Source organism: Roseibium sp. (assembly GCF_965216085.1).
Classification (GTDB): domain Bacteria; phylum Pseudomonadota; class Alphaproteobacteria; order Rhizobiales; family Stappiaceae; genus Roseibium.
The window spans coordinates 1289724-1311117 of record NZ_OZ244138.1 but is presented as its reverse complement, the minus strand read 5'-3'; the positions used below and the strand labels follow the sequence as shown (position 1 = coordinate 1311117).

The following is a 21394-nucleotide window of genomic DNA, read 5'->3' as shown; positions in this document are numbered from 1 at the left end:
TCAATGTTTGCAAGTTTGCCGCTGACCTTTACCGCCCCTTGGATTCTTGCAGCACTGGCTTTATTGCCGGTTATCTGGTGGCTCTTGCGCCTCACCCCGCCACGCCCGCGGCAGGTCGCCTTCCCCCCAACGCGCCTTTTGATCGACATCGATGAACATGATGAAACTCCACAGCGGAGCCCCTGGTGGTTGACCTTGTTGCGGCTGTTACTCGCCGCGATCTTGATCATTGCCCTTGCTGGGCCAGTCTGGCGGGCGCAAGAGCCAGTGGCAAGCCGCGACGGTGTTTTGTGGCTTCTGATCGACAACGGCTGGACCTCCGCCGAAGGATGGTCCGACCAGGTTCGGACCGCCGAACAGATCCTCGCGGAAGCTGAACAAAACAGCCAGCCAGTGCTGTTTGCCGCGACAGCAGAAGGTCCTGGTCAGGCATTTGTTCCAGAAAGTTCTGCCGCTGCGCTTGAGAAACTCCGAGCGCTGGATCCAAGACCTTACCCTCCGCTGCGCAGCGAATTGAACATTGGCCTTCGAAAAGCCGCTCAAGAAACACCTCCCGGCGCCGTCGTTTGGCTCTCGGACGGAACACACACGGTCGACCCGTTTTTGGAAACATTGGCTGCGCTGACAGAAGGTATTCCGGTAACTGTTCTGACTGGACTGGAAACACCGCTTGGCCTTAAGGGCTTAGCAAACGACACCGAAGCCTTGAGCGTAGATGTCGTCCGACATCCAGATAACCAAACGAAGACTGCAAATGTCCGGGCTCTGGATCTGAAGGGGCTGGTTCTTGCAGAAGCAACGGCGACTTTCGCGGGTGATGAATTGCAGGCCGAAGCGCGGTTTGAGCTTCCGAGCGAATTGCGCAATGACATCGCCCGGGTCGAAATCACCGGCGAATTGGCGGCCGGAGCAGTCCAACTGGTTGACGACAGCTGGCGCCGGCGGACGGTCGGCCTTATTTCGGGACAATCAGGTGACCTCGATCAACCGCTGTTGTCGCCGCTCTACTATCTTGAACGTGCCCTTGCGCCCTTCTCCGATATCCGCCGCCCCCGTGACAGCGACATCGCCGTGGCAGTACCTGCGCTGATAGATCAGGGTATCTCCGTGATGATCCTGGCCGACGTCGGGCGTTTGCCGGACACAACAGCGGGTGTGCTCGCCGAATGGGTGCGTAGCGGCGGTACCTTGGTTCGCTTTGCCGGCCCCAGAACAGCGGGCGGAACGGACGAGCTGATCCCGGTAAGCTTGCGGGCTGGCGACCGGTCGCTTGGCGGCTCGCTTTCCTGGAAACAACCGCAGCATCTGGCACCCTTCCCCGAAACATCGCCATTCTCTGGCTTGAAAGTCCCCGGGGAAGTCACCGTCACCCGCCAAGTATTGGCCGAACCGACCTCCGATCTTCCAAAACGCACTTGGGCGATGCTGGAAGATGGCACGCCTTTGGTAACCGCCACGCAATCGGGCGCCGGCAGCCTTGTTTTGTTCCACGTGACGGCCGATTCCACTTGGTCCAACCTGCCGCTTTCCGGCGTTTTCCTGAATATGCTGCGACGGATTCTGTCAGTTTCGAATGTCGCACAAGCCTCTGAAACGGCGGAAGATGGACAAGCCGCCCGCAGCGTTCTGCCGCCTTTGCGGCTGCTAGACGGCTATGGCCGCTTCGGCTCGCCTCCGGTCGACGTGACGCCTGTCAGTGCGAACGAATTCCGCGATGCGCTTGCCAGCCGCCGGACACCACCTGGCCTTTATGGAACCGAGGACGGGTTTCGCGCGCTCAATTTAATGCGCCCGGACGACTCCTTGCAGCCGCTCAACATTGACACCCTTGGCCCGGACGCAGAGACCGCGCCCTATCCCGCCTCTGATCCATTGGATCTGCGGGCAGTTTTCTTCACTCTGGTCTTCCTGTTGATGATCCTGGATGCGGTCGCAGTATTTTTCCTCGCAGGCGGCATCAGCCGCATGCGGTTGCGTAGCCGAATGGCCAGCGTTGCAGCCGTTGCTCTAACCGCAACGCTGCTGGCATTCGGAGCCGATCTGAATTCTGCCAAAGCGCAATCGTCTTCAGATGATTTGAGGGCCTTGGAAGCGACCTTGCAGACCCGGCTCGCCTATGTGCTCACCGGGTCTCCAGAAGTCGATGATGCCAGTGCGGCCGGGCTAAGCGGTCTTTCTCAATTTCTTGCAGAACGCACTGCTTTGGAACCCGGCGAACCGGTTGCAATCGACATTGCCCGGGACGAACTGTCCTATTATTCCTTGCTCTACTGGCCCATTGACCCCGCAGCAGACAAGCCGAGCGACCGGACGATTGCCCGGATCGATACTTTCATGCGCAATGGCGGGACGATCCTGTTTGACACCCGCGATCACATCAATGCGTCGACAACCGGCTTTGGCTCCACGCCAGCCACATTGAAATTACGCCAGATCCTGGAAGACTTGGATGTCCCGCCCTTAGAGCCGGTCCCACCCGACCATGTCCTGACCAAGGCGTTCTATCTTCTGGAGACATTCCCAGGCCGCTACGCCACTAGCCCCTTGTGGGTTGAAAGTCTCGAAGACATCAATGCTCGCGGAGATCGCCCAGTACGGGCAGGCGATGGTGTTTCGCCGCTGATGATTACCGGCAATGACTTTGCTGCGGCTTGGGCCATCACACCCTCAGGCGAGTTCATGTATCCGACCGTGCCCAACAACCCGGTTCAACGCGACTATGCCTTCAGGGCTGGCGTCAACATCGTCATGTACAGCCTGACAGGCAACTACAAGGCCGATCAAGTCCACATTCCAGCCTTGCTGGAACGGCTCGGGCAATAGGAGATCTGATGGTCTGGTCAATCTCATTCGATCCGCTTGTCCCGCAATGGTTGCTCATCACAGCGGCCTTTGTGACCGCCTTGATTGCTATAGTGTTGGGGTTCATCAATCTGCGCGGCTGGGTGTTGCGAACAACCGCCATGGCCTTACTTGTCCTGGCTCTGGCCAATCCAGCAATTGAACGCGAAGACAGAGAACCGTTGTCCAGCGTGGTAGCGTTGGTTGTCGACAAAAGCCAAAGCCAGCGGCTAGCTGAACGCGAAGACACCACGACAACCGCTGCAAAAGAACTTCAGTCCAGGATTGAAGCGCTCGAGGGCTTTGATCTGCGGCTCTTGGAAGCGCGCAATTCCGGATCGGGAAATGGCACTGAGGTGTTCCAAACACTTGCCAACGGTCTAGCGGATGTCCCGCCCGAACGGGTGGGCGGCGCAATCATCATCACAGATGGCCAGATCCACGATGTTCCCGAAAATGCAGAGGCTCTCGGCTTTAACGCGCCAGTCCACGGACTGATCACCGGCAGCGCCGACGAACGTGATCGCCGCATTGTTCTGGAGACAGCTCCGCGGTTCGGTCTTGTCGGATCGGAACAAACCATCAGCCTGACGGTTGTAGATCAGGGGTTGGGCACAGGCCCTGGCGACCAAGTCAATCTGACCGTGAAGCGTGATGGCAGCGTGGTCACCACCCGTACGGCTCGCACAGGTGAAAAGATCGACATACCCGTTGAAATCGCGCATGGCGGCGACAACATTTTTGAAATTGAAGCAGACTCCCTGCCCGGCGAACTCACCACTTTAAACAACCGGGCCGTGGTCACCATTGATGGCATCCGGGAGAATTTGCGGGTGCTGCTTGTTTCCGGGTCACCGCATGCAGGCGAGCGGACCTGGCGCAACCTTCTGAAATCTGATGCTTCGGTCGATCTGGTACACTTCACCATCCTTCGCCCACCGGAAAAGCAGGACGGAACCCCGATCAATCAGCTGTCGCTGATCGCCTTCCCGACCCGGGAACTGTTTTCCGTCAAGATTGATGAGTTCGATTTGATCATCTTTGACCGCTATGTCCGGCGCGGCGTTCTTCCGATGCTCTATTTCGACAACATCGCCCGTTATGTCCGCGAAGGCGGTGCCGTCCTCCTTGCCGGCGGTCCGGACTATGCTGAAGGTGGCAGCCTCTATCGGACCCCGCTGGCCCCGATCCTTCCGGCCCGTCCAACCGGTGCCATTTTGGAACAGCCATTCCATGCCACGCTTGCCAGCTTGGGTGAACGGCATCCCGTAACACGCGGATTACCCGGTGCTGAACAAGACCCACCGGCTTGGAGCCGCTGGTTCCGCATGGTCGATACAGAACTGGATGCCGGGCACGCTTTGATGTCCGGGCCCAGTGAGACGCCGCTTCTTGTGCTGAACCGAGAAGAAAAAGGCCGGGTCGCCATGCTCCTGTCCGATCATGTCTGGCTTTGGGCCCGCGGCTTTGAAGGCGGTGGCCCGCACGTGCCGCTTCTTCGGCGCCTGGCGCACTGGCTAATGCAGGAACCGGACCTAGAAGAAGAAGCGCTTAACGTCTCCCTACGTGGACCCGAATTGATCGTGGAACGGCAAACACTGGGCCAAACCGCGAATGACGTCACAGTTGTTACGCCGACAGGAGACCGCTCTGAGCTCAGCATGACTGAACAGGAGCCGGGCCTGTGGCGGGGCTCCATACCTGCAACGGAAACAGGGCTCTTTTCGATCAGCGATGGCGCAATGAACGCACTGATCCATGTTGGCCCGCAGAACCCGCGGGAATACACGGACGTTCTCTCCACGACTGAAGTGTTGACCCCGGTCAGTGAGGCGACAGGTGGCACTGCCCGGCGTCTGCGGGATGTCGGTGGCGATCTCGACCTACCGCGCGTGGTCTCCATGCGGCCATCTGCAAGTTATGCCGGCAATGGCTGGATCGGGCTGAAGGCAACTGAGGCCAGTGTCTTGAACGGCGTAGACCGGTTCCCACTTTTGATCGGGCTTCTTGGTTTGGCCATACTTCTCGGCGCGACGACCGCAACTTGGTACCGGGAAGGCCGTTAGAGCGTCTTTCCGTGAACATGGCCTTCAGGCAGGTCGTCCTGATGTAACCGGGCAATCAATAGGCGCTCCGGATCCACCGGACCGGGCAAGGTTATATTGCCAAATGGTACCTGCTCAAATCCAAAGGGGCTATAATACGGAGCATCGCCCACCAGCAGAACGAATTGGTCGCCTGCAGCCTTTGCAGCGTCCAGTGCCGTCCGCATCAAAGCTTTTCCAAGCCCGCGGTTCTTAAAATCAGGAGAGACCGTCAGAGGCCCTAGAAGGAGCGCATCCGTTTCACCAATGGTGATTGGGCTCAGCCGGACAGATCCTGCAAGCTGGCTGCCAGCCATGCCGACAAACGCCAAATCTTCCCTATGTGGCACATTTTCGCGAATACGAAACGCCGTCCGTGCAAAACGGCCCGGACCAAAAGCCTCGGCTTGCAGATCTTCAATCGTTGTGTTGTCGGCGGCGTCTTCGAGACGAATGACCCAGGAGGTCTGTTTCATGGCGATGTTTCCAGCTGGCAAAGTGTATCAGTTACGCGCCCGCCGGTATCCCGTTTTTGAATCAGGTGTTCCGGGATCAGGTCAGCCGCGACGGTGCAGACGAGAGTTTCCTCGTCGGCTAGTTCGTCGTCGGAGCATGTGACCTGCGCTCGTCAATCCGGTGTCTTTCCCATGCGGTGGCCAAGCATCATCGGCACACCATTTCAAAACAGAGGCTAGCGCCTACCACGCATAACACTTTCCGGTCCAGAACTTTTTTCAATCGGCCCCAGTTAGAAAAGCCGATCCGAATTGTTCTCTGACTGCGAACAGTGCATTCAGTTGATTGAAAATGGCCGCCGGGACACAAGCTATTGTCACAGAGAATTGCAAAAGGAGACCGGCATGGGAACGCTTGTTGAAGGCGTCTGGCACGACCAGTGGTATGACACAAAATCAACCGGTGGGCGGTTTGTACGCAAGGACGCCGCTTTCCGTAATTTCATCACAAAGGATGGCAGTCCCGGGCCAACCGGACAGGGCGGATTTGAAGCTGAATCCGGCCGCTATCACCTCTTTGTCTCCTTTGCCTGCCCCTGGGCGCATAGAACCCTGATTTTCCGGACACTAAAAGGATTGGAAGACTTTGTTACCGTTTCCGCTGTTCAGCCTTTGATGCTGGAAAACGGCTGGGAGTTCGGCGAGAGCGAACCGTTAACGGGGGCAAACTTCGCCTGGCAGGTCTATGTCAAAGCCGATCCAAAATACTCTGGGCGCGCGACGGTTCCGATCCTTTGGGACAAGAAAAAACAGACCATTGTCAGCAATGAATCCGCGGAAATCATCCGCATGTTCAACACAGCGTTCAATCATCTGACCGGTTCGGAAGCTGATTACTATCCTGAAGGATTGCGCGACCAAATCGACGCCATCAACGAGCCGATCTATCACACAGTGAACAATGGTGTGTACAAAGCTGGCTTTGCGACAACACAGGACGCCTATGACGAAGCAGTAGCAGAACTCTTCAAAACACTTGATGAATTGGAAAACCGTCTGGCAGAACAACGGTATCTTGTTGGGGATACGCTGACGGAAGCCGATTGGCGGCTATTCACGACACTTGTGCGCTTTGACCCTGTCTATGTGTCTCATTTCAAATGCAACATCCGCCGGATCATTGATTACCCGAACTTGTCAAACTATCTGCGCGAGCTCTACCAGTATCCTGGAATTGCGGCGACGGTGGATATGGCGACGATCAAGCAGCATTATTTTGGCTCGCATGAATCGATCAACCCGCATCGAATTGTGCCTGCAGGCCCGGAACTCGACTATTGGGCACCGCATGACCGGGATCGTTTCAAAAAGGCGGCCTGACACTAGAGCACTTTTGAACAATACGCAGCCGCTTGATGGATTCAAATCTGCTCAGATGCAAGGCGCGGATTGATGTGCGATACGGGGTTATCGGGCGAAATTCGCAACGCTGCAGCTGTGCGGATTTGGCCCACCGGAGGTCCGCTTTTCAGATCCGTAGACCTGTGTTGGTCCGGCTTGTGGCCATCCAGGCCATGGCACCGGCCGCGCCTATTCAACAGACCCGAAAAGCGGATCAAGCGGCTCCGTAGTGTTCAAAAATGCTCTGATATTCCCAACGCCATCGGGATCACAGTTTTTCCCGATGGTGTTGCTTGAGAGGGCATAGGCCATTTCCCAAGCCCTGCGCATAGGTACTCAACACCCCTTCACGCAATAAATATACAAAAACAGCGCCCCGCTTTTTGCAGTTAGATCAAACGGGCCCCTGAGCGAATAACTAATGCAATTCTGCATGTTGTTACCAATTTGAAGTATCTGGGAAGACTTCATTAACCCATGCAATCCGTGCAACGCAGCCCTCGAAGAATAACGCTCCTCTTTTGCACAGCGAATGCCTATATATGCATCAACTTGATGACTTAAGGGGCAGCGCAGTGCCCACGACCAAAAAGGAACGCGCTATGTTGAAAGCTCTCTTCTCTAACCGCCGCCGCCGCACTTACCAGTGGAAACCGGCTATCGATACCAGCAACCCGCGCATCGCCGCATCCCTGACCACATTCCCGACCAACTGATCTCATTAGTTGGCGGCAGGCGGAGGCCTTGCCATGTTTGGATTTGTCAACGTCGTCGGAGCAAGCCTGCGGGAAGGAACCCGGACCGCACAGGCAAAAGCAGCAGGTCCTAGAACAGCTGCAAAGATCAAATCCGGCAAAAAAGGCGCATAAGCGCCCTTAAAATTGCTGCATATTTAGCGCCGCTCATTTTCCTTGACGCGGCGCTTTTTGTTTTGATGATGCGCGCATCATGTTCAAGCTTGCCCATATCTCTGATCCCCACCTTGGTCCTCTGCCGGATCCCAAACTCCTTCAGTTGTTTTCCAAACGCCTGCTCGGTTATTTGAACTGGCAGCGCAACCGCTCGAAAATCATGGGTGGCAATCACCTGGAGCAGTTGGTGGAGGATATGAAAAACCAGTCGCCCGACCACATCGCGGTGACAGGAGATCTCGTAAATATCGCTCTTCCAATGGAAATCACCGGCGCACGAACGTGGCTAGAGGAGATAGGCCCAGCTGACCAAGTGTCCGTTGTTCCAGGCAACCATGATGCCTATGTCCGCGGCGCCGTCAAAAAAGCCCGCACAGCCTGGTGGCCTTACATGAGCGGCGATAATGGCGCTGCTGCCGCCCCTGCGGAAAAAGTCCGTTCGGAAGCAACATTTCCTTATGTCAGGAAACGGGGAGAGGTCGCGATCATTGGCGTGACAACAGGGCGAGCCACGGCTCCCTGGTTTGCGTCCGGGCGCGTCGGTATCAAACAATCCCGGCGGCTACGTGAAATTCTTGAACAACTTGGCGAAGAAAACCTCTTCCGCGTTGTGCTCATACATCATCCACCGTTTAAAAACGCCACCTTGTGGCACAAACGCCTGTCCGATGCATCGCGTCTACGGACAGTGGTCAAACGTGTCGGCGCGGAACTGATCCTTCACGGTCACACCCATATCGACAGCTTAGAGGAAGTCGAAGGTCCAAGTGGCCCCGTCCCTGTGATTGGTGTGCCGTCAGCCACAAGCGCACCAGGTGGGCACAAACCCGCCGCCCGCTACAACCTCTTTTCGATTGCGCGAAATGGGGATGGCTGGACGTGTCAGATGGAAGAACACGGCTTTGAGCCAGACGGCGGCCCGGTGAAACGGCTTAGCCAGCAAAGTATTGCGGTTCCAAAGTGAACACAGCCAATCTAGAGAGATTCGCTTCATAATTCGCAATCTAATATTGAACTTAACACGGTCGCAACCAATCGAGAACTAACATGACCGATGCCATCTAATGTGATCCATTCCGGAAAATTGTTTTGCCCCTTTCAGTTAGGTATTTCTCCGTCGTTAGCATGACAGTGCTTTTACTTTCTGTCGCCGGGACCATCGCCTATTTCCAGAAATCAGAAACAGATTTGCAAAGAGAGCAAGACGGGTTCTATCTCTTTGAACGTTTTTCTGGAAAAGATGTTCAAGAAGTCACTACGACTACAATGTCAAAACACATAGATTTTGACGCAGCAGACATAAATTATCTTGAGGGGCTGAAAGGCACACCACTTGAGAAAATCAGTTTTATTCTCGGATCTCTGGGAGATGATCTACTCGCTGCCGACTTTGCTTGGTTTGAAATTAGCAAGATTATCCAAAACGAACGAATTCTTCACAATCACGATATTGATCAAACAGATGAGATCGAAGATATCATCTATAATCTGTGCGTTTCAGACGTCTTCACAAAAAAGGTATCAGAGGACGCAGTCAATCAGATAGCCCAATACTTGGATAAATCAGGTCACACGGTGTCTGCCACAAGCGAACTCATGATAATGATGAAGCGTTTAACGAAACTGGACCTGTTTTCGCGGCGATGCCTGGAGAAGTTCGTATATTCGTAATTCACCGTTTTGCTCAAAGCGGGTTTGCGAACCAGGCGAATCCGATCAAGCCAACAATGCCCAGCGCCAGGCCAATGCCGAAAGCCCCTGCAACAGGCAACCAGGGCGTCCGGCTTTCTTTGACCCGAACTACCTTGGATTCCAGGGCCACCTGACGCAGACGGTTGTTGAGCCAATCACCTTCCAGCGCTTTTTCCCGCTCCAAGACCCGCTCGGCGATATATTCAGTCAAACAATCGGCCATATCGTCGATATTCGCCGTTTCCAGAATGACCACGCGCCCGAGCCGGGTATCCTTCAAGAAACGATACGTCCGCCTATCACCGGCCACGGCAACATGACTGGTCGCATCGATCCAGAGGCGCGGAGTGGATCCTGCAATGATCTGAAGAGAGAACTGATCATCGTCCTCTGGAATTTCCCGGAAAACGTCTTTCAGCTCGTCCGCCAGCATGTCCAAACGCGCGCGTTCGGTATCCTGCAATTCGACAACAACATCAGAACGCTCAACTTCGCCCAGCTGCACTTTGCGGATGGCATCGCGCAAGGATCGCATGCGGGTGTGCGGAACCACGTTGTCCTGCATTTCAGCCATTGAGTGCCAGCTCCATATGTTTTGTCAGTGCGACTTAGTCTTAATTGAATCTTAAACACGCACGGCCGAGACGCCATTCCTCATTGCAGGGTATCCACTGCCAATCGCGCGAATATGGTTAACAAACATTAATTGATTTTTTGCCTTGAGACCAGCAAGCCAGTGCTGGTTTGCTTGCGAGCGATGAGGTATTCAAAAAGAAATCCGGTTTTTAGGGAGATACCGGCATGGATGTCGATGGCAAGAAATACCGCACGATTTGGCTGGCCGATGATGGCGAAACAGTCGAAATCATCGATCAAACGAAGTTTCCCTATGTGTTTGAGACTGTCCAGATGAGGACAATGGCAGAAGCTGCGCACGCGATTCGCGTGATGCAGGTCCGCGGAGCACCGCTGATTGGCGCGACCGCTGCCTATGGTGTTGCGCTCGCCATGCGAGAAGATCCTTCTGACATTTCTCTGCACGCCGCCTGCTCCAGTCTTCTGGAAACCCGGCCAACCGCAGTAAACCTCCGATGGGCTCTGGATCTTGCTCGAAAGACGCTCATCCAAGTCGCACCAGAGCATCGCCGGGACGCTGCCTACAAATTCGCCAATGACGTTTGCAACGAGGACATAGCCATCAATATGGCTATCGGTATGCATGGAATGGAGCTGATCGCAGCGATTTCCAGAACCAAACGAGAGGGCGACCCCGTCAATATCCTGACCCATTGCAATGCGGGCTGGCTGGCAACAGTCGATTGGGGCACAGCAACAGCGCCGATCTATATGTCCCACGACGGCGGTATTCCGGTACATGTCTGGGTCGATGAGACCCGCCCGAGAAATCAGGGAGCCTTTTTAACGGCCTGGGAGTTGGGCAAACACGGCGTCCCCCATACCGTGATTGTCGACAACGCCGGTGGCCATCTGATGCAACATGGCGAGGTCGACATTGTGATCACCGGCACCGACCGAACCACTGCAACGGGCGATGTCTGCAACAAAATCGGCACCTATTTGAAAGCCCTGGCGGCTAAGGACAACAATGTGCCCTTTTATGTCGCCCTGCCCTCTCCCACGATAGATTTCTCACTTTCCGACGGCGTGCGAGAAATCCCGATCGAAGAACGCAGTGGTGAAGAAATCAGTCAAATGACGGGGCGCACGGCCGCCGGAGCAATTGAAACCGTCGACATCGTCGCAGATGGATCCGAAGTCGGAAATCCGGCCTTCGATGTCACCCCGGCCCGGCTGGTCACTGGACTGATCACAGAGCGTGGTGTCCTTGAACCAAACCGCCAGGCGATTGCGGCGGCTTTTCCCGAACGGGTAAAACTGAGCGCTTGAAAATACTCTAACCCAGACACGGCACGTGAGAGGCTGTGTTTTTGGAATAGAGGCCTTGAAGGCGCGGATCGTCCATAACTTCAATCGATCGTTTGAACGGTTTGAAGCCACAAGATTGATAGAACCGAATTGCTTGCGGGCTGTCGGCCGTGCAGGTGTGCAGCCAGACCCGCTTGGTCTCCGGCCGGGCCCAAGCCATCTCAATCGCCTGGCTCATCAGCCAGCGGCCAACCCCGCCGCCAATTGCATCCGGAACCAAACCGAAATAGGCTATTTCGACGTTTTCTGGATCGGCAAAATTGACTTCAAGTGTTCCCAACACTTTTCCATCGCGCATAGGACGAAAATTCTTGCGGGCCGGCTCTGATAGAAGTGCAGCAAGCTCGTCATCCGGTTTCACAAGACGGCCAAACCAGATCCATTCTTCTCCGACCGCCCTAAAGAGGGCTTTATAATCTGCCGTTTCTGGGTTTTCCCATTGTTCCAGAACCACATCTTCGCGGCCAGCCGACAAAGGGTTCTCCGGCGCAGCAGTCATTTCCAGATGAGTGACCACAACTGCGACTTTTGTATCCGGAATGTCCGTATAGCCGTTCAGATCCAAGACCGGTCCCGACATGCTGCCTCCTTTGGCCAAATTTGCTGCGAACCGCCATAACAGGTGTTTTTGAAACCGCCAAGCCATAGCCGCCTCCAGGTCGGTCTGTCATGTCCTTCGTGAAGAAACAATCTGTGAGGATCCCGAACCCAGGCTGATCGTTAACGACTGATTAACCATGTTTTGCCACGGTCAATCTGTATCCAGGAGAGATGCGAGATGCCAAAAGTAGGAAACTATGTGCAACGCGATTACCACAATCGTTTCAGCTCGAAACGGAAGTCGAAGTGGAAGGCGTACAACACCGGCTGGTCACAAAAGCGCTCAAATTCCATAAAGAAGGGCCAAGCCCTGCGTACTCAGTTGAATACGACGGTTACAAACATCACGACTGCCGCCGGGCAACAACAAGCTCAGATGTTTTTGCGAAACAGCTATACACCTCAGGCCACTTACGCGAGCCCAACCGCAGTGGCCTCACGAGTGAGTGTGCTGGCCTAACACTTCCCAAAAATCAAATTCATTATTTTTAGATTGACCCAATCGTCTTCAGCTTGACCCGCGGGTGCACTTCACCTTGGCTCATCACGGTCGTATGTGCCCGGAAGCGCTCTACGATGGACCGGACAAATGGCCGGGTTTGTGGAGAGGTTAGAAGCACCGGCACTTCACCTTGCTGTGCGGCCTCTTCAAAGGCATCCCGCACAATACCAACAAACTCCTGAAGTTTGCTCGGCTGCATCGCAAGCTGGCGGTCATCGCCTTCGCCAACAATGGATTCAAGGAACGCCTGCTCCCATTGCGGGGACATTGCAATCAACGGCAGATAGCCTCCCGGTGACAGGTTTGCAGCGCAGATCTGGCGGCCAAGGCGAGTCCGCACATGTTCTGCGATCGTATCAGTATTGCGGGTCATGCCGGTTGCTTCGGACACACCTTCGAGGATCGTGCCCAGATCACGAACGGAAATCCGCTCATTGAGCAGTGCCTGCAGCACGCGTTGAATGCCGGAAACGGTAATCTGCGACGGGATCAGATCTTCAACCAGTTTGGCCTGCTCGCCCTGCAGCTCTTTCAGAAGTTTCTGAACATCACCGTAAGTTACCAGCTCACTGATATTGCCCTTAATGGTCTCAGTCAGGTGGGTCGACAAAACGGTTGCCGGGTCTACAACTGTATAGCCGCGCAGCGAAGCATCCTCACGATATTGGGCTTCCACCCAGGTCGCAGGCAAACCAAAAGTCGGCTCCGTCGTATGTGTGCCGGGCAGTTTCACTTGCCCGCCCGCCGGATCCATCACCATGAAATGGTTCGGATAAAGATTTCCACGGCCAGCTTCGACTTCCTTGACCTTGATGACATAGTCGTTGGCACCGAGCTGAATGTTGTCGAGGATCCGGACAGGCGGCATGATAACGCCCATATCGCCTGCAATCTGCCGGCGCAGTGCTTTGATCTGCTCGGTCAGCACATCGGCATCTCCGGTTGCCTTGCCGTTGATGAGCGGTAGCAGAGCGTAGCCAAGTTCGATGCGCAGTTCATCCATCTTGAGTGCGTCGGTGATCGGCGGCTCTGCAGGCGGCTTAGGCGCTTCTTCAATCGCCTTAACCACAGCTGCCTGGGCTTCTTCCTTCTTCTTATTCGTGCCGACTTGATAAGCGAGATAGCCAGCTGCACCAGCCAGTCCCAAAAAGGGGATCATCGGCATACCCGGCAGCAACGCCAGAACGACCATCACCGCAGCGGACATGCCGAGCGCTTTCGGATAGCCGGTAAATTGGCTTGCAAGCGCTTTATCTGCAGCACCGTGCACACCGGCCTTGGAAACCAGAAGACCTGCGGCGGTCGAAACAATCAGCGCTGGGATCTGCGAAACAAGACCATCACCGATAGTCAAAAGCGTATAATTGTTCGCCGCCTCTGAGAAACTAAGCTCCATCTGGGCGACGCCGATGAAGATCCCACCGAGGATATTGATAAAGGTGATCAGAAGGCCCGCGATGGCATCTCCGCGGACGAATTTGGACGCACCGTCCATCGCGCCGAAGAATGAGCTTTCATCTTCGAGATCTTTACGCCGGCTTTTCGCTGTCGCTTCATCGATCAATCCAGCGGACAAATCGGCATCAATTGCCATTTGTTTGCCCGGCATCGCGTCCAAGGTGAAACGTGCCGCGACTTCTGCAATACGGCCGGAACCTTTGGTGATGACCACGAAGTTCACGATCACCAGGATCGCAAACACGATGATCCCGATGACGAAGTTGCCGCCCATCACCAAGTTGCCGAACGACTGGATGACATTCCCGGCCGCTGCAGTTCCCTCATGACCATTTGCCAGAATGAGGCGGGTGGAAGCGATGTTCAGTCCCAAACGCAACATCGTCGCGATCAAGAGAACCGTCGGAAAAGACGAGAATTCCAAAGGCTTTTGAATGAACAAACCGGTCATCAAGACCAGCACGGAAAAGATAATGGAGACCGCCAGGAACATGTCCAGCATGACCGGCGGCATCGGCAGGATCAAAAGCGTCAGGATAATGAGCACGCCGGTCGCAAGGCCGATATCGCCCTTGCGCAGCGTATTTATTATTTCCTGAACACTCGGCAAACCGGAAACAGCAGAAGCCGGGGCGGCTCCTGGAGCCCCCTCCTGACCAGCGGCAGGTCCTGCTGCCCCGCCTTCTCCACCTGCTGCAGTGTCCGACATGCTTGTTGCTAATCTCTTTCCGTTTCATCCAGTCCCGGATTATTCCCGATCTGGATGGTTATGACGTTTGTTAACCGCGTGCTTCGCCCGGGCTCGGCACTTGGACGCCTTCATCTGAATACTGATTCAGTTTGTTGCGCAGTGTCCGGATCGAAATTCCGAGAATTTTGGCAGCATGTGTCCGGTTTCCCAGGCAATGATCGAGCGTATCCAGGATGAGGTCCTGCTCAACATCGGCAACAGTTCGCCCAACAAAGTTACGAGTGACGGCTTCTGCCGTTTGCGCTGCGCGCTCCGCTGGACCGCGCGAAACACTCAAAGGAGTGCCATCGGGCATACGAATAGCTTCAACACCAATTTCCGCGCCGGACGCCAGCAGTGTTGCGCGGTGCATGGTATTTTCCAGCTCACGGACATTGCCCGGCCACGGATTCGACATCAACGCCTGCCGGGCTTCAACAGACAACGGCCGCACCGGCACCCCATTGGCTTCCGAATAATGCGTAATAAAGAACTGAGCCAACTCCATAATGTCCGCCGGGCGTTCCCGCAGAGCTGGCAATTTCAGATTGACGACGTTGAGGCGGAACAAAAGGTCTTCCCGGAAATGTCCTTCGCGCACACTTTCAGCCAAGTCCCGGTTGGATGTTGCGAGGATACGAATGTCGACTGGAACCGGACGTGTCCCGCCGACCCGGTCGATAACCCGCTCCTGGAGAGCGCGCAGAAGCTTAGCTTGCAAGCGAACATCCATTTCCGAAATCTCGTCCAGCAGAAGCGTGCCACCATCTGCTTCTTCGAATTTGCCAATGCGGCGGGCAACGGCCCCGGTGAAGGCTCCCTTTTCGTGACCAAAAAGTTCTGATTCCAAAAGGTGCTCCGGGATCGCGGCACAGTTTATGGAAATGAAGGGCTTTGAAGCCCGGTTTGAACACTTGTGAACGTGGCGGGCAATGACTTCCTTACCGGTTCCGGATTCTCCGGTAATCAAGACGGAGGCATCGGAGGGAGCAACCTGTTCTGCCAATTTCACGACACTCGCCATGGCATCATCACGGTAGATGAGATCACCACGTTCCTGTGCGACAGCAGCCAAAACGGCAGCGATCATCTCCGGATCAGGCGGCAGCGGAATATATTCTTTTGCCCCAGCCCGGATAGCAGACACAGCAGCTTGAGCGTCTGTTTCAACGCCACAGGCAACGACGGGAACGTGAACCCGCTCGGTCTGCAGCTTGGCGATCAATCCTTCGATATCGAGGTGAACCTCGACCATCATTAGGTCCGCGCCGCGCCCAGACCGGAGAACCTTCAATGCCCCATCGACATCGTCGGCATGGGTCACCTGAGCGCCGCCCTGCATCGCTATTTTTGAAGCTGCCGTTAGCTGCCCGCCGAGGGTTCCGACAATCAAAAGGCGCATACGATCCCTTTCCTATCGATCGGTCTTGATGATTTCTGTCATGGTCACACCAAGCTTGTCCTCAACCAGAACAACCTCACCACGTGCCACAAGGCGATCGTTTACATAAATATCAATGGCTTCCCCGACCTTCCGGTCGAGTTCCAGAACTGTTCCAGAGGCCAGTTTGAGCAAATCTGAGACATGCATTTTGGAGTGCCCCAGGACAGCAGAAATCCGGACTGGAACATCAAAAACCGCTTCAAGATCAGCTGCAGACTGCGGATTATGAATCTCATCATCGTCGCCGATACGCTCTGGCGCCTCTAGTTCATCTAGAGGGATGTTTGTGTCTTGTTCGTCACTCATGCCTCAGTGTCCTTTTCCGGCTCAGCCTCGGCTTTCGTGGCCGGTTTCGGGGCGCTGCGCGCTGCCAAATACGCGCGTATGCTTCCATCTATCTCCGCTTCAAGCGCTTTCCGGTCCCGCTTGATACCGCCATCGGCCCACTCGATATGACAATCACCCCGGTCAATCTCCGGCTCTCCAAGAATGACCAATCTTCCGTCAAAGCCTTTTTCATGAATAATTGGATCGACCTTGGCCTTCAGTGCTTCAACATCCTGTTCGCCCACTCGGATGACCAAGTGGGGAGCCCGGCGCAACGGTCCAAGGCATTCTGACACCAAAGCGATCGTTTCTGCCAGTGGCTGGCGGGCAATCAGGTGGCTGCACAGGCGTCTAGCCACAAGAAATGCAAAGCTGACCGCATCTTTCTCTTGCGCAGAGATGGATTCATCCACCGTCTGCAAGACCTGCCCGATCACTTTGGTCAAATGATTGACCTCTTCAGTCAGCAGAGTTTCCTGCTTGGTCTGCATATCTTTCAGGGCTTGAACACGGCCCTCTTCAAAAGCTTGCGCCTTCGCCTTTTCAAGAAGCTTTTGGTGATCGGCAACCGGGATCATCGGAATTTCCGGTTCCGGCGGAGCAATCTCCTCGGGCTCCTCCGGCTCGGAGAAGTCAACATTGAACAGAAATTTCGACGGGTTCGTCATCGTGCCCATTCTCGTGTAGGATTCTGCTTGTTGCCGCATCAGTAGATAATCTCTTCATCACCCTTGGACTTGGAGATCATGATCTCGCCCTTGGCTGCCAGATCCTTGGCCTGATTGACCATCCCTGTCTGAGCGTCATCCACATCTCTCAGGCGCACAGGGCCGAGCGCTTCCATATCATCCTCCAACAATTTGGCCGCGCGGGAGGACATATTACCGAAGAAGAACTCGCGTGCTGTATCCGTAGATCCTTTAAGGGCGATCGCCAGCTGATCTTTTTCCACATGCCGCAGTAGTGTCTGCGCACTTGCCGCATCCAGCTTGAGCAGGTCGTCGAAAGTGAACATCAACGTCTTGATGCGATCCGCAGCCTCACGATTATCTTCTTCCAGAGCAGCCAAGAAGCGCGCTTCGGTCTGCCTGTCAAAGTTATTGAAGATATCCGCCATCATTTCGTGGCTGTCCCGGCGCGATGTATTTGTCAGATTCGACATGAACTCAACGCGCAAGGTCTGCTCAACTTTTTCCAGAACCTCTTTTTGGACAGCGTCCATGCGCAACATCCGGCTGACAACTTCCAGTGCCAATTCTTCCGGCAAGATTCCCAAGACCCGGGCAGCGTGATCGGAGTTGATCTTCGACAGAACAACCGCCACCGTCTGCGGGTATTCGTTCTTCAAATAGTTGGCCAGGACGTTTTCCTGAACATTTGAGAGTTTCTCCCACATGTTCCGGCCGGCAGGACCACGGATTTCCTCCATGATGACCGAGACTTTTTCGCCCGGCAGGAAAGTCGCCAGCAAACGTTCGGTCGCATCGACGTTCCCGGTCAGCGCGCCCTTTGAGCTGATCCGGCGCACGAAGTCCTTAAAAAGATCCTCCAGCATATTCGGCGTAACGGGCCCAAGGCTTGCCATGGCTGCAGAAACCTGACGGACTTCAATTTCGTCCAATTTATCCCAAATGGGTGCACCATGAGATTCCCCAAGCGCGAGCAATAGGACAGCCGCACGCTCCGCACCCTTGAGTTCCCGCTCTTCTTCATCAACACTGACTGTTAGATGTTGCTGTAGCTGATCACTTGCCATTACGCTGCCTGCTCATCCAACCAGCCCCGGACGATATTCACCGCTTCCGTTGGATGATCCGATATCATTTCGCCGACCTTGGCAATTGAGCTGGCCTGCAGCGCACCTTCCTGCTTAGCCTGCTCAAGCCACTCAATAACGAACTCATCTTCGGCTTCCTCTTCTTGAGGCACTTCGCTATCGGCCACCAACGTTCCGTCCGGCCCGATTACCAACTCCTGCGGCTGCTGCTCCTCAGGCGTTACAATGCGGCGCAGTAGCGGCCGGACCACGAACAGCAGCAGTAAGATCGCAATCAGGAACAAGACACCCAACTCTGCAAACCGCATGATGTCGTCGCGGGTGAACTCAAAGAGGCCATCGCCTTCTGCGATGTCTTGCTCCGGCGGCAAGGCGAATTGCAAGTTGATGACTTCTACAACGTCGCCTCGACTTTCATCATACCCCACAGCGGAGCGAACCAACACTGCAATCCGGTCCAAAGCGTCTTGTTCCCGCGGTGTATAGACGGAGTTACCATTTTCATCCGGCAGATAAGTGCCATCCACGAGAACCGCAACAGACAGGCGCGTGATCTTCCCGGCTTCGACAACTTCTGTCAGTGTCGATTTAGAGATCTCGTAATTGACAATCTCTTCCGTTAGAGACGACGTATCTTGTTCGCCGCCATTCGCACCTGCATTGTCGTCAGCATTCGGCAGTTCGTTTCCGACGGTGACCTGACCGTCCTTACGCGTGCTGGCCGTGGCCTCTTCTTTTGATTGGGTCGAACGGACGACCTGACCTTCTGGATCAAATGTTTCGGTAGTTTCTGTACGGCGATTAAAATCAATATCGGCATTCACCCGCACCCGGGCACGGCCTGGCCCGACTATCGAATTCAGAATTTCTTCCACCTGGTTGCGCAAACGGCTTTCAATCGCGGTCGTCCGCTCTTGCAGACGGGCAGACACCATACCTTCGTCATCGCTGCCAGCGCCGGACGCTAACAGGCGCCCGCTTTCATCAACGATCGACACTTTATCAGGATCCAGCCCATCGACAGCCGTCGCAACAAGATGCTGAACAGCGCGGATCTCACCAGGCCCAAGGCCACCACGCACATTCAGGACGATAGACGCGGACGGCGGACGGCGGTCCCGCTGAAACAGCTGGCGCTCAGGAATGACCAAATGAACGCGGGCAGAACGGATACGATCGAGTGAACCGATCGTACGCGAGAGCTCGCCTTCCATTGCTCTGAGATGATTGATGTTTTGAACGAAGCTGGTTGCACCAAGTGTGTCAGACCGGTCAAAGATCTCGTAACCGATTGAACCACCCGTCGGCAAACCTTCAGCAGCAAGCTGCATACGCAGCCGCGCCACTTGCTCTTGCGGCACAAGAATACTCGATCCCTCGCGCGCAAGCTTGAATTGGACACCCTGGCTTTCGAGTTGCGTAACGATTGCAGCGGAATCTTCCAGAGTCAGCTCGTTGTAGAGCGTTGTCATCTGAGGGGCTGTCACCCGGAAGATGATAAATGCAAAAACACCGACCAAGATCGCAGCCACGGCTCCCATCGCCGCGATCCGCGCCGGTCCAAGTGTTTTTATGAATTCAATTAATCCGTTCACGAATGCCCGCCCGCATCTTTCGCATGCCTTCCGCCCTTATCAGCAGAGTCGGAGCGACATGCCACGCACCTGTTAGGCAAAATTTGCCGCCCTGAAGGTTAACAAGAAGTTAACAAAACATTACTCGCGAACACAGAGTGGCAGAAATCGGCGAATTTGGGAGCTGCAGGATGCAACTGAGATGGGGAAAAACTGCCCATCCCATTAACCTTTGGATAAGCATAACGTTTCAGCAGGCAACAAAAAAGGCCGGCACAGCCGACCTTCCCCGAAGCACCTGGTCAGGTGCCTATGAATTTCTCACCAGGCTTATCAGCCCCTGTACTGCTGAATCCGAGTGGCCCGCAAACCGGCCAACCCATGTTTTTCAATTGAGCTTTGCCAAGACAAGAACTCTTCAACAGTCAGGGTATATCTCTGACAGGCTTCTTCAAGCGACAACAGTCCGCCTCGAACGGCTGCGACCACTTCCGCTTTTCGCCGGATCACCCATCGCTTTGTAGACGTGGGGGGGAGGTCCGCAATTGTAAGCGGGCTTCCATCCGGGCCGATGACATATTTTACACGCGAACGAATTTGTTCGGTCATTGTACTCTCACACTAACCATGACCAAGGTTTAGATGAGACTACACAATGACGCTTAACAAACGGCTAAAGCAATGTTCGCCTTTTATTAACTATAAAACTCAGATTTTGTGAATAATATTTAGCAAACTATGAAAAATTAAACTTAGAAACTACAGGACATTATATCAATTTGTTAACCATGATGTCTTGATCGTGCAAAATGCAACGCAATGCGAGACAGAACGGGACAAACGCAAATTTGCCACACCCTGCCTGCGGTAAAATTCGCGGCACAGCCTGTCTGAATTGGCAAATAATTTGAAAAAACCGCCACCTTCCCGCCAAATAACTGCCAGGGAGGTGCCTGAACAGCCAATATTAAATAGAGCGGACGGACTTCACTGCACTGACCGGCACTGAGATTTCGCCAATCCTTAGGAAAGGGATATCCCCACCGAAATCGACCTCATCGACAACACCAGACACCTCAATCGATGCCGGTTCAGCGTTCCCAGCCGCATCGGACACATCCAGCTGGATGGTATATGCGCCGCCTGCCGCTGTTCCACCGTCGTCCAGTTCGCCGTTCCACGTATATGTTCCGCCACCCGCCTGCATCTGAATCTCACCGGTATAGACGACATTGCCAAATTCATTGAGAATTTCGACTGTTCCAGAGGCGTCTTCGAGGACATCGTATTCCCATGACGCCTGGCCATCCACCATCATCGCTGTACCGCCAGCTGCGGTTACTTCTGTGCCAATATAGTTGACATAGGCAGAGGATTGATTGCTAGACAGCAAACTGATCATCTCTTCCAAGTTTTGGTTGGTCTGGATAGACTGCTCAACGCTGGAGTATTGCACAAGCTGGTTGGTGTACTCAGCAGAATCCAGCGGATCCAGCGGATCCTGGTTTTGAATCTGCGTCGTCAGCATACTCAAGAACAGCTCATAGTTTGCCGATAAACCGGACTGGCTAGCTTGGCTCGCGGCATCACTTGCAGATTGGGTGACACCACTTGTTCCAGGTGTAATAATCGTCATTACTCTCTCCTAAGA

General features: G+C 54.6%; 17 protein-coding genes. 6 read left to right on the top strand and 11 right to left on the bottom strand.

Annotation, left to right across the window (positions count from 1 at the left end):
* The first annotated feature begins 3 nt into the window (after window positions 1-3).
* Together ACOOFE_RS06010 and ACOOFE_RS06005 are read left to right on the top strand one after the other, a co-directional pair.
* A complete protein-coding gene (locus tag ACOOFE_RS06010) occupies window positions 4-2823 on the top strand; it encodes a DUF4159 domain-containing protein (RefSeq protein WP_420414124.1) in 2820 nt (939 codons plus the stop codon).
* Window positions 2824-2831: 8 nt separating this feature from the next.
* Window positions 2832-4907 carry a hypothetical protein gene (locus tag ACOOFE_RS06005; RefSeq protein WP_420414123.1) on the top strand — a complete coding sequence of 692 codons (2076 nt, stop codon included), beginning with the start codon at window positions 2832-2834 and terminating at the stop codon, window positions 4905-4907.
* Here ACOOFE_RS06005 and ACOOFE_RS06000 read toward each other — a convergent pair.
* A complete protein-coding gene (locus ACOOFE_RS06000; protein WP_420414122.1) occupies window positions 4904-5401 on the bottom strand; it encodes a GNAT family N-acetyltransferase in 498 nt (165 codons plus the stop codon). The two genes, ACOOFE_RS06005 and ACOOFE_RS06000, sit on opposite strands and share 4 nt — an antisense overlap.
* 384 nt (window positions 5402-5785) lie before the next feature.
* Here ACOOFE_RS06000 and ACOOFE_RS05995 point away from each other — a divergent pair, with 384 nt between their 5' ends.
* The 3 genes from ACOOFE_RS05995 (at window position 5786) to ACOOFE_RS05985 (ending at window position 9363) form a co-directional block, all read left to right on the top strand.
* Window positions 5786-6760, top strand: a complete 975-nt coding sequence (locus ACOOFE_RS05995) for a glutathione S-transferase family protein (RefSeq protein WP_420414121.1) — start codon at window positions 5786-5788, stop codon at window positions 6758-6760.
* Window positions 6761-7729: 969 nt separating this feature from the next.
* Entirely contained in the window at window positions 7730-8656 is a 927-nt protein-coding gene (locus tag ACOOFE_RS05990; RefSeq protein WP_420414120.1) for a metallophosphoesterase family protein, read from the top strand.
* A gap of 161 nt (window positions 8657-8817) precedes the next feature.
* Complete coding sequence (locus tag ACOOFE_RS05985) at window positions 8818-9363, top strand: hypothetical protein (protein ID WP_420414119.1); 546 nt, start codon at window positions 8818-8820, stop codon at window positions 9361-9363.
* Between the two features lie 13 nt (window positions 9364-9376).
* Here the strand turns inward: ACOOFE_RS05985 and ACOOFE_RS05980 are convergent, their stop codons facing one another.
* On the bottom strand, window positions 9377-9958 hold the full coding sequence (locus ACOOFE_RS05980; RefSeq protein ID WP_141185560.1) for a hypothetical protein: 582 nt from the start codon (window positions 9956-9958) through the stop codon (window positions 9377-9379).
* A 227-nt stretch (window positions 9959-10185) separates the two neighbouring features.
* On the opposite strand from ACOOFE_RS05980, the gene mtnA reads away from it, so the two are divergent.
* Window positions 10186-11292, top strand: a complete 1107-nt coding sequence (gene mtnA / locus ACOOFE_RS05975) for an S-methyl-5-thioribose-1-phosphate isomerase (RefSeq protein ID WP_420414118.1) — start codon at window positions 10186-10188, stop codon at window positions 11290-11292.
* A 7-nt stretch (window positions 11293-11299) separates the two neighbouring features.
* Here mtnA and ACOOFE_RS05970 read toward each other — a convergent pair whose 3' ends face one another.
* The 9 genes from ACOOFE_RS05970 to ACOOFE_RS05930 all read right to left on the bottom strand — a co-directional run bounded on the left by ACOOFE_RS05970 (window position 11300) and on the right by ACOOFE_RS05930 (window position 21379).
* Window positions 11300-11911: a GNAT family N-acetyltransferase gene (locus ACOOFE_RS05970; RefSeq protein WP_420414117.1), complete on the bottom strand. Its 612-nt coding sequence runs from the start codon at window positions 11909-11911 to the stop codon at window positions 11300-11302.
* 508 nt (window positions 11912-12419) lie between these two features.
* Window positions 12420-14600 carry a flagellar biosynthesis protein FlhA gene (gene flhA / locus ACOOFE_RS05965; protein ID WP_420414116.1) on the bottom strand — a complete coding sequence of 727 codons (2181 nt, stop codon included), beginning with the start codon at window positions 14598-14600 and terminating at the stop codon, window positions 12420-12422.
* Window positions 14601-14670: 70 nt separating this feature from the next.
* Entirely contained in the window at window positions 14671-16023 is a 1353-nt protein-coding gene (locus tag ACOOFE_RS05960) for a sigma-54-dependent transcriptional regulator (RefSeq protein WP_420414115.1), read from the bottom strand.
* Between the two features lie 12 nt (window positions 16024-16035).
* On the bottom strand, window positions 16036-16371 hold the full coding sequence (gene fliN, locus ACOOFE_RS05955) for a flagellar motor switch protein FliN (protein ID WP_420414114.1): 336 nt from the start codon (window positions 16369-16371) through the stop codon (window positions 16036-16038).
* A complete protein-coding gene (locus ACOOFE_RS05950) occupies window positions 16368-17099 on the bottom strand; it encodes a FliH/SctL family protein (protein WP_420414113.1) in 732 nt (243 codons plus the stop codon). Before ACOOFE_RS05950 ends, fliN begins: the two co-directional genes overlap by 4 nt.
* Window positions 17099-18148: a flagellar motor switch protein FliG gene (fliG, locus tag ACOOFE_RS05945; protein ID WP_420414112.1), complete on the bottom strand. Its 1050-nt coding sequence runs from the start codon at window positions 18146-18148 to the stop codon at window positions 17099-17101. Before fliG ends, ACOOFE_RS05950 begins: the two co-directional genes overlap by 1 nt.
* Window positions 18148-19764: a flagellar basal-body MS-ring/collar protein FliF gene (gene fliF, locus ACOOFE_RS05940; protein WP_420414111.1), complete on the bottom strand. Its 1617-nt coding sequence runs from the start codon at window positions 19762-19764 to the stop codon at window positions 18148-18150. Before fliF ends, fliG begins: the two co-directional genes overlap by 1 nt.
* Window positions 19765-20076: 312 nt before the next feature.
* Window positions 20077-20352 (bottom strand): DUF1153 domain-containing protein, encoded by a 276-nt coding sequence (locus ACOOFE_RS05935; RefSeq protein WP_029065927.1) that lies wholly within the window; start codon window positions 20350-20352, stop codon window positions 20077-20079.
* Between the two features lie 358 nt (window positions 20353-20710).
* On the bottom strand, window positions 20711-21379 hold the full coding sequence (locus tag ACOOFE_RS05930; RefSeq protein ID WP_141185550.1) for a flagellar hook assembly protein FlgD: 669 nt from the start codon (window positions 21377-21379) through the stop codon (window positions 20711-20713).
* Window positions 21380-21394: the final 15 nt, after the last annotated feature.